At 41.4% G+C, this 13,137-nt stretch carries 9 protein-coding genes; 3 read left to right on the top strand and 6 right to left on the bottom strand.

From position 1 onward, the window contains the following. Nucleotides 1-14: 14 nt before the first annotated feature. The 3 genes from HM131_RS03575 to HM131_RS03570 all read right to left on the bottom strand — a co-directional run bounded on the left by HM131_RS03575 (nt 15) and on the right by HM131_RS03570 (nt 3,835). Nucleotides 15-1,544, bottom strand: coding sequence for a BCCT family transporter (locus HM131_RS03575; protein ID WP_085028015.1), 1,530 nt, complete (start codon nt 1,542-1,544; stop codon nt 15-17). 578 nt (nt 1,545-2,122) lie between these two features. Further along, nucleotides 2,123-2,296, bottom strand: a complete 174-nt coding sequence (locus HM131_RS20875; protein WP_198162711.1) for a hypothetical protein — start codon at nt 2,294-2,296, stop codon at nt 2,123-2,125. Nucleotides 2,297-2,356: 60 nt separating this feature from the next. Then, complete coding sequence (locus tag HM131_RS03570; protein ID WP_085028013.1) at nt 2,357-3,835, bottom strand: phytoene desaturase family protein; 1,479 nt, start codon at nt 3,833-3,835, stop codon at nt 2,357-2,359. 127 nt (nt 3,836-3,962) lie between these two features. Here HM131_RS03570 and HM131_RS03565 point away from each other — a divergent pair, with 127 nt between their 5' ends. From HM131_RS03565 to asnB, 3 genes are all read left to right on the top strand, one after another. Further along, nucleotides 3,963-4,499: a sigma-70 family RNA polymerase sigma factor gene (locus HM131_RS03565; RefSeq protein ID WP_085028011.1), complete on the top strand. Its 537-nt coding sequence runs from the start codon at nt 3,963-3,965 to the stop codon at nt 4,497-4,499. Then, the gene (locus tag HM131_RS03560) at nt 4,492-5,637 is read left to right on the top strand and encodes a leucine-rich repeat domain-containing protein (protein ID WP_085028009.1); all 1,146 of its coding nucleotides are present in this window, start codon (nt 4,492-4,494) and stop codon (nt 5,635-5,637) included. Before HM131_RS03565 ends, HM131_RS03560 begins: the two co-directional genes overlap by 8 nt. An 83-nt stretch (nt 5,638-5,720) precedes the next feature. Beyond that, complete coding sequence (gene asnB / locus HM131_RS03555) at nt 5,721-7,622, top strand: asparagine synthase (glutamine-hydrolyzing) (protein ID WP_085028007.1); 1,902 nt, start codon at nt 5,721-5,723, stop codon at nt 7,620-7,622. Between the two features lie 50 nt (nt 7,623-7,672). On the opposite strand, the gene HM131_RS03550 is transcribed toward asnB, so the two are convergent. The 3 genes from HM131_RS03550 to HM131_RS03540 form a co-directional block, all read right to left on the bottom strand. Beyond that, nucleotides 7,673-8,923 carry an aminopeptidase gene (locus HM131_RS03550; protein ID WP_085028005.1) on the bottom strand — a complete coding sequence of 417 codons (1,251 nt, stop codon included), beginning with the start codon at nt 8,921-8,923 and terminating at the stop codon, nt 7,673-7,675. Nucleotides 8,924-9,019: 96 nt separating this feature from the next. Then, entirely contained in the window at nt 9,020-10,918 is a 1,899-nt protein-coding gene (locus tag HM131_RS03545; protein WP_085028003.1) for an ABC-F family ATP-binding cassette domain-containing protein, read from the bottom strand. A 523-nt stretch (nt 10,919-11,441) separates the two neighbouring features. Beyond that, complete coding sequence (locus HM131_RS03540; RefSeq protein ID WP_198162761.1) at nt 11,442-12,896, bottom strand: alanine/glycine:cation symporter family protein; 1,455 nt, start codon at nt 12,894-12,896, stop codon at nt 11,442-11,444. Nucleotides 12,897-13,137 lie beyond the last annotated feature (241 nt).

Genomic DNA, 13,137 nt, shown 5'->3' with positions numbered 1-13,137 from the left:
AAGCGCCAATCGTCTTATTTTTTATCAGTCATTTCTTGTTTTATTGCCATTTCCTTCGCTACTCGTGGAGCTAACCAGATCATTGGAAGAAGGAGAATGGATACAGGTACAGCAGTTACAACAATAAAGTTTTGCAGCTGTGTAATTCCACTGTCCCCTGTGATAAGAAGGATCACGGCTACAGATCCCATTAAGACTGCCCAGAAAATACGAAGCCATTTCTTCGGGTTTCCTTCCCCTGTCACAGCCATGGCGATTGTATAGGACATCGAATCACTTGTTGTCACCACAAACAAGATTGTCAAAATCAAGAACAGCGGTGAAATGACAGAAGCCAACGGGAATTGCTCTGTTATCGCAAACATCGCTGCAGGGTTACCTGCTGCATTCAAGGCCTCAGAAACAGAACCTGGATTATTTAGCTCAAAGAAAATCCCTGAACCGCCTAAAACGGTAAACCAGAACGTAGAAATCACTGGTGCAAATATAGAAACGGCGACAATGATTTCACGAATGGTACGCCCTCTGGAAATACGACTGACAAGGATAGCCATCATTGGACCATAACCAATAAACCATCCCCAGAAGAATACGGTCCAACCGGACAACCAGCCAGCGTCTCCACGGAAAGTACTCATAGGGATGAACTGATCTACATAGTAACCAAATCCAGATAGAAAATGATCAATAATAAATCCACCCGGTCCAAAAATAACAATAAAGGCCATCAGCGCAATGGCTAAACGTACATTAAAACTACTTAGATATTGAATCCCTTTGTACAAACCTGTTACAGCCGAAATCGTTGAGATCAGCACCACCGCAAAGATGATCGTAAATTGTGTGCTGAACTGATTCGGAATGCCAAAGATTTCTTGAAGACCATAACTAGCCTGGAGGCCAAGGAATCCGATCGGTCCTATGGTTCCGGCTGCAACGGCAATGACAGAGAAAGCATCAATTAATGTCCCTAGCCAGCTGCTTCTCAGCTTCTCACCGAAAATAGGATACAGCAAAGTCCGTGGTTTCATTGGCATGCCTTTATGATAATGTCCATACATCATCACAACAGCACTGATCGTACCAAGGATCGCCCATGCTAAGAATCCCCAGTGCATAAAGCTTTGAGCGAGTGCAGGGTTAATCGCTGCTTTTGTACCCGCTTCAATGCCTGATTGATGTGGAGGCACCGTTAAAAAGTGGTACATCGGCTCAGCTGCCGCCCAGAATACTCCTCCACCGGCAAGCAAGGTAGCCATGATGATGGACAGCCATTTGTAAAGGCTGATTTCAGGTTTCTCCATATTTCCCATTTTGACTCTTCCATATTTAGAGAAGGCCAGGCCAATGCCTACAAAAAATGTGGCTAGCATGAGTATTTGCCAGAATGCTCCGAAGTATTTAGCAGACCAGCCAAAGCTCTTGTTGACGATTGTTTCAATTAAACTAATATCAATAAGGGCAAAAAATACAAAAAGTACTAATAATCCTCCGCTGATAGCGAAGACGGGCCAATCAATTCGCCCTGTATGCTTGTTATTCATAAATAACTCCTTTAAATGTAATCATGTGTTTTTGGCACATTTAGAGACCATAACACTGCTCTTATTATGCTGTAAAGTGTAAAGTTTACCCACCATTCATATTTTTTACTTTAATTTTGTATTTTTTGTGTTAATAAATAACCGATATAGCAACTACCTGCTTACGAAATATGCCTCCTTATCCTGAGGACTTGAATTCGAGATCATTATCTAGTTGGATATATCTTGGGTTCTTACCTTTAATAGTGTGAGGGGTGGATGGAAAATAACTCGCTTTCCTGTGGAGGAACTGGCAAGTCCTCGTTCGCTTCGCTCACTGGGGGGTCTTGCCTAAGTCCTTCTCCCACGGGAGGTCTCGTCATTTTCCATCCACCCCAGCTTTCAATAGCTTAACGAACCTACTCAATCGAGTTTCAGTATTTAGAGAGCGGCTTTATTAGTTCCTCTTAATAAAAGCAGCTTAAATCGAGTCTTCCATTACTAAATTGCAGAAAATTCTATGTAGTTATTAACCGTGGCAATCTTTACTACATAAAAAAATCACGCCCGTTTTGAGAGCGTGACCCTACATTTTCAATTTATTCTCCTTCATCATACTCTACCTCTTTGTCTTTATGTCTCTTCTGACATTCTTTACATAACTTCAGTCCTTCTTCTTTTTTCGTCGTTAATAATTTCCCGCAGTTTCCACATTTACCAAATTCGTTTGGATTGGCTTGGAAACCGACGAGTTCATTTTCTGGACCTGGCACATCGATCTCTCCTTTAATGTTATTCTTATATATCTTCTTCCCGAACTCCTGCGAATTCAATCATTTCGTAAGCTCTTTAGCTACCATTAAGCCTGAAAGTGTGACACCAAGTGTCCCTGCCCCTGGGAATACAGTATCCCCACATTGCAGAACACCATCGATCCCTGTTCGTATGGAGTAGCTATTCAGCCAGCTGTAGCTTCCCTTCGGCGCATAGCCACCTACTTTTCCTTGCTTTCTTCGTAACCATTTTTCGAAAGTAACTGGAGTACCAGGGAGAACAATATCCAAATGGTTGGAGAATCCAGGAAAGTAATGGTCGACAGTCTGAATAAGACGTTCTTTCATCCTTTCTTTTTTAATATTGTAATCCTCCGCTTCCCACCACTGACGAATAGAAGTATGGGTAGATATTGTGAGTGACCTCTTTCCCTCCGGAGCCATTTTCTGATCAACAGGATCAGAAAGCGACATTAAAAATTGACCACCGTCATGCAATTCTTCAGGGTGGTGCGGATCAATGAACTGATGGTACAAAACATCAGTGGATTCAAACACGCTTTGGTCTACACCCGCATGAATGATAAACGCTCCCCATGACTCTCGCTTCATTTCCTTTTGTTCTTTAATATAGGAATGTTTACCTAATTTTGGAGATAACGTATCATGGAAATTATGGACCGAATTATTTAGTATCACTCTTTTGACTTCATAAATTTTCTTTCGTTTTGTATGCAATCGAAAAGTTCCACCCTCTTTATCAACAAGGTGGACAGGGTGTCGAAGCTTTACTTCGTTCCCACACCCTTTAATATAATCTGCCAATTGTTCTGCAACCGTTGCCAGGCCCCCGTGGACGGCATAAGCACCTTTATGAAAAGTTTGTAAAGCCGCATACCCAAGAAAGGCTGGACACCGATCCACACTTGTTTGGACACTGTCCATTAACTCTCCATTAAGAAATGTCTTAAACAAATGATAATGATGAAGCTGGTATTTCTTTAAACGGTCTTCTACGGTCTGCATGAGAAATGGGATAAGCCTGATGGATTCTTGATTCATTAAGGAAGGAAGAGTAAGCCAGTCTCTCATTGTTTTCGGTGGAAATATCGGTAACTTTTCCACTAAGCGATCAACCATTTCTCCAACTTTAAATATTTCTTCATAGAAAGTCTTTATCTCATTTGAAACCTCTGGAAAATTCCTTTGGATTTCGTTATACCATTGATTCCGATCGCGATAATAGTGAATCGTTCGATCAGGCATATGAATCTCCATAATTGGATTCAACAGTTTCATCGCTGGGGTTTTTAGATCGAGGTTCTTATACAGTTGGTCAAATACACCACCTGGTTCAAACCCCATCCCAACTGTAGCACCGGATTGGAACCGATACCTCTCGCGTTCATACTTACCTGCACTGCCTCCAAGCTCGTTGGAAGCTTCTAAAACTAGTACATTTAACCCTTTTCTTGAGAGCTCGGCAGCTGCAGCTAATCCACCGAAGCCTGCTCCAACGATTCCCACATCATAAACCATGACTCCACCACCTCTCTCTTACCCTCTACATTCCCCTTAACCAAAAGTTTTTAAAATATTATGAGCCGATTGGGGACCATTCCCTTCTCTAAACCGTCAAATTAGTGAAGAAAGGAGAGAAAGCCCGGTGACCGGAAATACACAAGTCGACTTAACGAATGATGAAGCAGTTGAATACATTATGCACCACTATGGTGAAGCATTAAAACGAACTATATATACGTATGTAAAAAACCATCACACCACCGATGATCTTTTTCAAGAAGTACTGATATTGATCTACCGGAAATGGGATCAATTCAATGGACAATCACAGCTGAAAACCTGGGCTATAAGAATAGCAATCAACCGCTGCAAAGATTATTTACGCTCTCCTCTTCACCGAATCAAACTGGTCAAAGATCAATGGTTTGATCAGAAAGACACGTACCAGCTTGAGGCTACTGTGATACAGAAGGAACAATGGGATGAAATTGCCGATGCGATTTTAAATCTGCCAATTAAGTACAGAGAAGTAATGATACTAACCTTTCAACAAAATATGACTCATCAAGAAATCGCTGATGTAACAAACACACCGATTTCAACTATCAAAAGTCGTATGCAGCGGGCCAGAAAAATGTTGAAAAAACACGTGCATGAGGGGGAATGGACCCTTGGATAATAAAAAAATAAAAGAGGCGATCGACCGTAAAATCAGTAAAACCCCATTATTTACAGAAGCTGATCGGCGCCGCTTTTATGAAAATCGTCGTAAACCAAAGCGTCGCTGGATGCCGGCCGTCCCTCAAGTTATGTCAGTTCTGCTTGTATTCCTGTTAATCAGCGGGTCCGTTTATTTTATAAACTCGGGAAATCCTTTTGAGAACCCTGCAGATACACCTGAGCAAAAGCTTGAAGATGTTCCGCCTCCCGCTCCAGAGGAGTCACCTACTGATGAAGTTAAAGAGATCGTTGAAGAGATTAAAAATTTAATTAAAACATATCACTTTAGTCCAGAAACAGCTCAAACTTTAAGGGAATTAGGAGAAGAAGTGACACAAACTAGAGGACCGGATGGACCTGGAGTTGATGAAATTGATGGATATATGTCTACAGGAGATTATATTTTCTTAAAAGGAGATAATTTTAATTACTCAAATACACTTTCAAGAGGAAATATACCTTCTATTGAGCATTTTCAAAGAGAAGAATTAGGGGTTTTTCTAAGGATCAAACGTGGAGAAGTACATTCATCCGCTACTATTACGTACCTCTCACAAGACAAAGAACAGTTAATCCAAGAGAGATACACTACTAATGGACTACATCAAGACTTTGAGAAAGTCATCGGTTCCAACCAACCTGTTGAAATGCAACCGTTAGTCCAGGAATCTATTGCCCAATCATTAGATAAAAACCCTGAATCTTTAACAAAAAGCGACTTATTAGAATTAGAAGAACTAAAAATAGACGCATCTAATTTAAACGGTATCTATGACTGGGCAAGTGACCCAGAAGTGTTCCGTTCTATGAAAAACTTAAGGAAATTGACGTTAAATCAGGTTAAGGTTTCTGGTGAATTATTAAAAGGGATTCCTCATCTAGAACAAGTGACGTTTATCGGTCCGACATTAGATGACTTAAGTAATGTAGCTGAAGGATTGCAGCAAGTCCGCTATTTAAACATTCAAGACTCTTCCTTCCGTGGAAATGCGGACGACATTCTTAAGTTAAAATCTTTAAATATTGTTAGATTGGATAAATCCATTGTTACCGATTATGAAAAATTGCAGTTTGAAGGCATTGATGTTCGCTGGTAATCATTGATTAAGACAGGAGTCCACTGCAAAGACTGAGAGGACTCCCCTTAATTTTTCTAGAATAATAATATAGGAGGTTAACTATGTGTGGAATTGTTGGATATGTACATAAAAATCATCCGTATGAAACGAAGGTCATTAAAGATATGATGGAAAGAATCCACCACCGGGGACCGGATGATGGTGAATATTATAACGATGAAAAAGTTGGTTTAGGCTTCCGCCGGTTGAGCATAATCGATATGAGCAAGAATGCCAATCAGCCTATGTTTTGCGAAAACGGGCGTTTTATTTTAATTTTTAATGGAGAAATTTACAACTTTCATAGTCTCAAAGACACTTTAGTTGCCCGCGGTCATGAATTCCAAAGTCACACGGACAGCGAAGTCGTCCTGCATGGCTATGAGGAGTATGGCGCTGATATTCTTCAGAAACTTCGTGGGATGTACGCGTTCGCTATATGGGACAGAGATACAGAGGAATTGTTCTTAGCAAGAGACCCTTTCGGAATTAAGCCGCTATATTATACGAATCATACGGATGATGGGACTTTCTTATTCGGTTCTGAGATAAAGTCTTTCTTGTCCTGCCCTACTTTTATGAAAGAGTTTAACGAGAAGGCCCTTAAACCTTTTCTTACTTTCCAATACTCTGCCCTGGATGAGACATTCTTTAAAGGAGTGTACAAATTGCCGCCCGGCCATTATATGGTCTATAAAAATGGCCAGTTCGATTTCTATCGCTATTGGGATGCTGATTACTCTGAGAATACGAAGGCATTGAAAGACGCAGTCGCCTCCATCAATGAGATTATGGAAGACTCCGTTCGCTATCACAGAATAAGTGATGTAAAAGTAGGTTCCTTCCTGTCAGGGGGGATTGACTCCAGCTACGTGACGACTCTGCTTAAACCAGAAAACACATTTTCTGTTGGCTTTAAACAGCATGAAGGAATTTTTAATGAGACCAATTTGGCAGAGGATTTGTCGGAGCAGTTAACTATTCAAAATCATAAACGGTTGATTTCAGGTGAAGAATTTTTTGAGAAAATTCCTAAAATCCAATACCATATGGACGAACCCCATGCTAACCTGTCATCTGTTCCGCTCTATTTTTTAGCTGAATTGGCAAGTCAGCATGTAACAGTCGTTCTTTCCGGTGAAGGTGCCGATGAACTATTCGGCGGATATGACTGGTATCAAATCAGCTCCAAGCAAAAAGCCTATGAGAAAATACCTTTCCCTGTCAGAAGAGTGGTTTCTAAAGTATGCTCGCACCTTCCATCTAACAAAATGACGAACTTCCTGACCAAGGGCGGACAAAAAGTGGAAGAAAAATTCATAGGTCAGGCTAAAGTATTTACTGATGAGGATGCTAAAAAAGTATTGAAACAACCGTTTTATAACGATCAGACACCTGCAGGAATTCTCTCATCTACTTATAAAAGAGTAGCAAAAGCCAATGAAAGCACAAAAATGCAGTACGCTGATATTAATCACTGGCTGCCGGGCGATATTTTACAAAAGGCCGACAAAATGAGTAATGCCCATTCCCTTGAGCTGCGCGTACCTTTTCTTGATAAAAAAGTGATGGAAGTAGCCGGTGACCTTCATCCTTCTCTCAGAGCAAATCAAAAGGATACAAAGTATGCTTTGAGACAAGCAGCCAAATCGATCCTGCCCGATGAATGGGCTAACCGCCCGAAAGTTGGTTTCCCTGTTCCGATCAGGCACTGGATGCGTCAGGAAAAATATTTCCGGCACGTCAAAGAACTCTTTTTATCAGAGACAGCCTCCCAATTTTTCCACACCGAAGAGCTGCTGCGTTATTTAAATGAGCATTACGAGGGCCGAAAGAACCATCATCGATATATATGGACGGTGTACGTATTTTTAACATGGTATGAGGTGTACTTCATTAAAGACGGTCAATCACCTGAAAAAACTGAACCAAAAGAAATTGATCAAACGCTTGTTTATGCCTAGATAACCATTTAAAAAGGCTGCTAAGTCAATGCTTAGCAGCCTTTTTCTATTTATTCGTCAAAAGAGATGGCCCAGCTTCCCTTACGCATCACTGGTTCTTCTGTTCCATCCTCCAACACTCCATCAATATCAAGCTCAGCAGAGCCCATCATAAAATCAACGTGTGATAAGCTGTCGTTGATTCCGTTTTTATCAAGTTCTTCTTCATTCATATCCGAACCGCCTGTCATGTTATTCGGATAAGCTTTTCCTAGTGCCAAGTGACAAGAAGCATTCTCGTCATAAAGCGTGTTATAAAAAATTAATCCCGACTGAGAAATTGGAGACTCATGTGGTACAAGGGCAAGTTCTCCAAGACGACGAGAGCCTTCATCGGTTTCAAGCAAGTGTTTCATCGTCTCCTCCCCTTCCTCAGCAGTGAAGTCAACGACTTTCCCTTCTTCAAATGTCAGAGTAAAGTTATCAATCACATTACCGCCATAATTTAACGGTTTGGTGCTGGACACTTTTCCGTTCACTCCGTACTTATGAGGAGCTGTAAAGACCTCTTCTGTTGGCATGTTCGGGTTGAACTGAATACCTTCTTTTTCCGTTTTGGCAGGTCCGCCTTTCCAAATGTGGCCTTTCGGAAGATCCACTTCTAAATCTGTTCCTGGAGCTTTATAAATCAGCTTGCTGTACTGCTTTTTATTCAAATACTCACGAGCTTTGATCAATGTTTTATTGTGCTCTTCCCAGGCAGCAATAGGATCCTCACGATCAACACGGACGATACTGAAAATTTGATCCCATAGTTTTTCTACAGCATCTTCCCCGTTTTCATTCGGGAAAATCTTCTGTGCCCAAGCAGGGATTGGAATACTGACAATCGACCATTGAATTCGGTCGTTCATCGTGTACTGACGGAACTTAGACATCGCTTCTGATCTCGCTTTGGTCGCTGCTGCAACTTTACCAGCATCAATCCCTTTTAGAAGATCCGGATCCGTTGATCTAACGGATAGAATTGCTGCCCCTTCCTCGGCAAAATACGTGTACTGCTGGCGCTGCCACTCAGGTACTTCTGAAAGGGTATCCTGATCGACGTATTCATATTTCATCCGGGTTAAAGCGTCATCTCCCCAGTTAATATGTACATCCTTCGCTCCCATCTCATAAGCTCTCTTAGCAATCACACGTGTGAATTCAGCACCTTCGATTGTGGAGTTGATCATCAACTTCTGACCTTTTTGTAAGTTCACTCCCGTCTTCAATGCTAAATCAGCGTATTTATCAAGCTTCTCTTGACTTGGAAATTTCATGATTGTTCCTCCCGTTTTTTGTTGTGTATCCGTATTCATTATTCCATAATTGACTTACTTTAACAAAAAAAGAGCCCGGGTAAACCCAAGCTCCCACTACTCATTATTCTCCATTTCTTCGACAATTAACGATAATTCTTCCCAGCGTTCCATCTTAGCCTCAAGCTGCTTTTCAAGTTCTTCTTGCTTTTTATACAGCTCTTGAACTTTATCAAAATCGCTGGCAGCTTCAGAAATCTCTTCACTTACTGCTTCCAGCTTCTCTTCTAATGAAGCAATCTCATCCTCGATCGTATCCCATTCCTGTTTTTCACGATAGGAAAGTTTCCGTTTACGATTTGATCTTCTTGTCGCTTCTTGAGCAGAAACTGACTTCTTTTCTACTTGAATCGCCTTCTCTTCTTCCTTACGTTTTTCCAAATACTCAGAGTAATTCCCATAGAACCGTCTGATTTCTTCTTTTTCAAACGCTAGCAGGCGATCCACTACGCGATCGAGAAAGTAGCGATCGTGAGAGACTGTTATAACAACCCCCGGAAATTGGTCTAGATAATCTTCTAACACACTAAGTGTTTCTGTATCTAAATCGTTGGTCGGCTCATCTAAAAACAACACATTCGGCTCACTCATCAACACACGCAGCAAATATAAACGGCGGCGTTCTCCTCCAGATAACCGTTTAATATACGTCCATTGCTGCGGTCGTGGGAATAAAAAGCGTTCCAGCATTTGCTCTGCTGTAATTTCTTCCCCATCAGCTGTTGAAATAACTTCAGCTACTTCTTTGATGTATTCAATTACTTTTAACGAACCATCTATTTCTTCATGATCTTGCGTGTAATAGCCAATCTTAACTGTAGAGCCAATGTTCATTTGCCCCTCATCTGGATTCACGCGTTCGGCCATTATATTTAATAATGTCGTTTTTCCGGATCCATTAGGACCGATAATACCTAACCGTTCTCCCGGAACGACTAAATAATTGAAGTCTTTGATTAATGCCTGGCCGCCAAAGGATTTGGAAACTCCTTCGAGTTCAATGACTTGATTTCCAAGCCTTGTCGACCCTATCGCCATGTCGACATTTTCCTTATTGGTTTCAAAGCTTTTGTCCTTCATTGCTTCAACCCGCTGGATCCTTGCTTTTTGCTTCGTCGTTCTTGCTTTCACGCCCGCTTTCAACCAGGCCAACTCCCGCTTTAATGTATTGCGGTGTTTCATTTCAGCTTGTCGCTCCTGCTCTTCACGCTCTGCTTTCTTTTCTAAGAAGGTCTCATAGTTTCCTTCATAGATATATAAGTTCCCTCTATCGAGTTCATAGATCAGGTTGGTGACCCGATTCAAGAAATAGCGGTCATGCGTAACTACCATAAGTGCCCCTTTGTAGGAAGCAAGGTATTCCTCTAACCATTCAATTGTTTCATTATCCAAATGGTTGGTAGGCTCATCTAATAGAAGCAAATCAGCTGGCTGAATAAGGGCTTGAGCGATCGCTACCCTTTTCTTTTGCCCGCCTGATAATGAGCTTACTTTTTTCTGGTAATCTTCAATTCCTAGTTTTGATAAAACAGTCTTTGCTACTGTATTAGCTTCCCACGCATCTGTTTCATCCATCTTCTGCTGTAAAGCCAGCATGCGGTTTTGCACATCGGGGTCTTCAGGTTTCTCAGCGAGCTCTACAAGGACTTGTTCATACTGTCTCATGACTTTCATGATTTCAGTTTCTCCATAGTAGATTTGCTCAAGCACCGTTTTGTTCTCATCTAGATCTGGCTCCTGAGGTAAGTACTCCACGGTAAAATCTTTTGCGTGCTCAAGCTCGCCTGTATCCCCTTTTTCTATTCCAGCGAGTACCTTTAATAAAGTTGATTTACCTGTACCATTTACTCCGATTAATCCAATTCGCTGGTTATTGGCAATCGTAAAGGATAAATCATTGAAAAGATCTTTATCTCCATAACTTTTGCTTATATGATTAACTGATAATAAACTCATTTCGCTCATCCTTTAACAAGAATCTTTCCTCATGATATCACAAAAGCCTTTATTAATTGATATGTAGAAACTTATAAAAATCCGAAATCCCCTTTTCCATAAAAACCCCCTTATCCTGAAGGCTCAGTTTCGATATTCTAGGGCAGTTACGTGATAAGGAATAGGATTGTAATGAACGGCCCCGTTTAATAGGAGTAAGGAGACTCTAATTTCCTAAATTACAGATAGATTTCTGGCACCAATAACGTGTCCGTTACTCCCAATAACCGTAAGGGGGTCGGAGAAATTGCGAGACTCCTGTGGGATGAACATGATAGGTGAGACCCCGGAGAGCTTTAGCTCGAGGAGGCTCAGCACATGCCCACGGAAAGCGAGTGATTTCTCCGACCTCCAAATTCTACTTAGGGCAACGGAAAGCTGCCAGTACCACTAAATCAAGTCTTCCACTATCCATATATAGCTGAATAATCCATGCACATGAAAAATCCTAGAGCTCTTATTGGGCTCTAGGATTTTTTGCTTTTTACCTATTCGCTTGCTTCCTATCTTCTTTTTCATAGGAGATGTCCTGATCTCGTCTCCAGTACTCTATCCCTTTTACACCTGGAAGATGATCTTGGTAGAAGACAGGGTCTTTCCCTTCTTTACGCTGTGCCCTGTAATCTTTCAAGGCGGCGTAAGCGACAGAGGAAAGCCTGAAGATTGCATACAAGTTAATGAGTGCCATAATCCCCATCGTTAAATCAGCAAGAGACCAAACGAGACCAAATTCTGCAACAGCACCAAACATAACCATCGCCAATACAGCAATACGATAAACAAAAATGTTACCAGAGCTTCTCTTGATAAATTCAATATTCGTTTCACCGTAATAATAGTTTCCAATGATGGAACTAAAGGCGAATAAGAAAATTGCTACGGCAATAAAGATGGATGCCCATGTCCCTAATTGGGATTCAAAGGCTGATTGAGTAAGCTGGATCCCATCAAGATCAGTACCCGCATACTCGCCTGCAAACAGAATGATAACAGCAGTGGCACTACAGATTAGCAATGTATCCGTAAATACCCCCAACGTTTGGATCAGTCCTTGTTTAACAGGGTGAGTAACTTCAGAGGTTGCAGCAGCATTCGGAGCACTACCCATACCTGCTTCGTTGGAGAAAAGACCGCGTTTAATCCCAATCAGAATCATTCCGCCAAATGTCCCTCCAGCAATCTCCCTGAATCCGAAGGCTCCTTGAAAGATCTGTCCGATCATAGTAGGGACTTGTCCGATATTCGCAAACAACACATAGGCCGCTAAAATAATATAGAAAATAGCCATGACTGGGATAATATATTGCGTGACTTGCGCAATACGTTTTAGCCCACCGAAAATGATCGCAGCTACAATAAACGTAAGGATAGCTCCCATCACCCATTTTTGGATATCAAAAGATCTTTCAAAAGCTAGACGAATCGTATTCGATTGTACAGAACTAAATACAAGTCCATAAGTAAACGTAATAGTAACCGCAAAGACGATTCCAAGCTTTCTGTTATTCAAACCCTTTTCCATATAATAGGCAGGGCCGCCCCGATATTGATTCTTGTCGGGTATCTTATAGATTTGAGCCAGGGTACTTTCGATAAAGGCTGAAGCACCGCCAAGAATGGCTACAAGCCACATCCAGAAAATAGCGCCAGGACCACCTACGGTAATGGCTGCTGCCACACCAGCAAGGTTTCCTGTTCCTACTCTTGAGGCCGTGCTGATGGTAAAGGCTTGGAATGCCGATGTTCCTTTCTTCCCTTCTGCCGTCATCGACCGCTTATCAAATAATACACGGATCATTTCAGGGATATAACGGAACTGCACAAAGTTAAGCTTAATGGAAAACCATAAACCTAGTCCTAAAAGGGCAGCTACAAGGATGTATCCCCACATTGCATCGTTCAAGAAAGTTAGCACTTCTTGCAACGATCCCACCTCCATTATTAATAAGATTGTAATAATTACCAATTAAGGGTCTTTTACCCTACCTGTCTTTATCTAAAACTGAATAAAGACAAAGTCATACAAAAATACTTTACCAGTGAATCTCCTTTCAAACAAATGGTATTTTGGGCCAGTAGCTATATGCTCCCTAGAGTTATAGTTATCCCCCCAGGTTTTTAAGCTAAACTGTTATCTCCACCTCTCTAAGAATAAAAAAAACTCTACTGCTAAGGCAATA

The organism is Halobacillus mangrovi, from assembly GCF_002097535.1.
Taxonomy (GTDB): Bacteria; Bacillota; Bacilli; order Bacillales; family Halobacillaceae; genus Halobacillus; species Halobacillus mangrovi_A.
The sequence above is the reverse complement of the archived record's forward strand: the minus strand, read 5'-3'. Positions and strand labels throughout refer to the sequence as shown.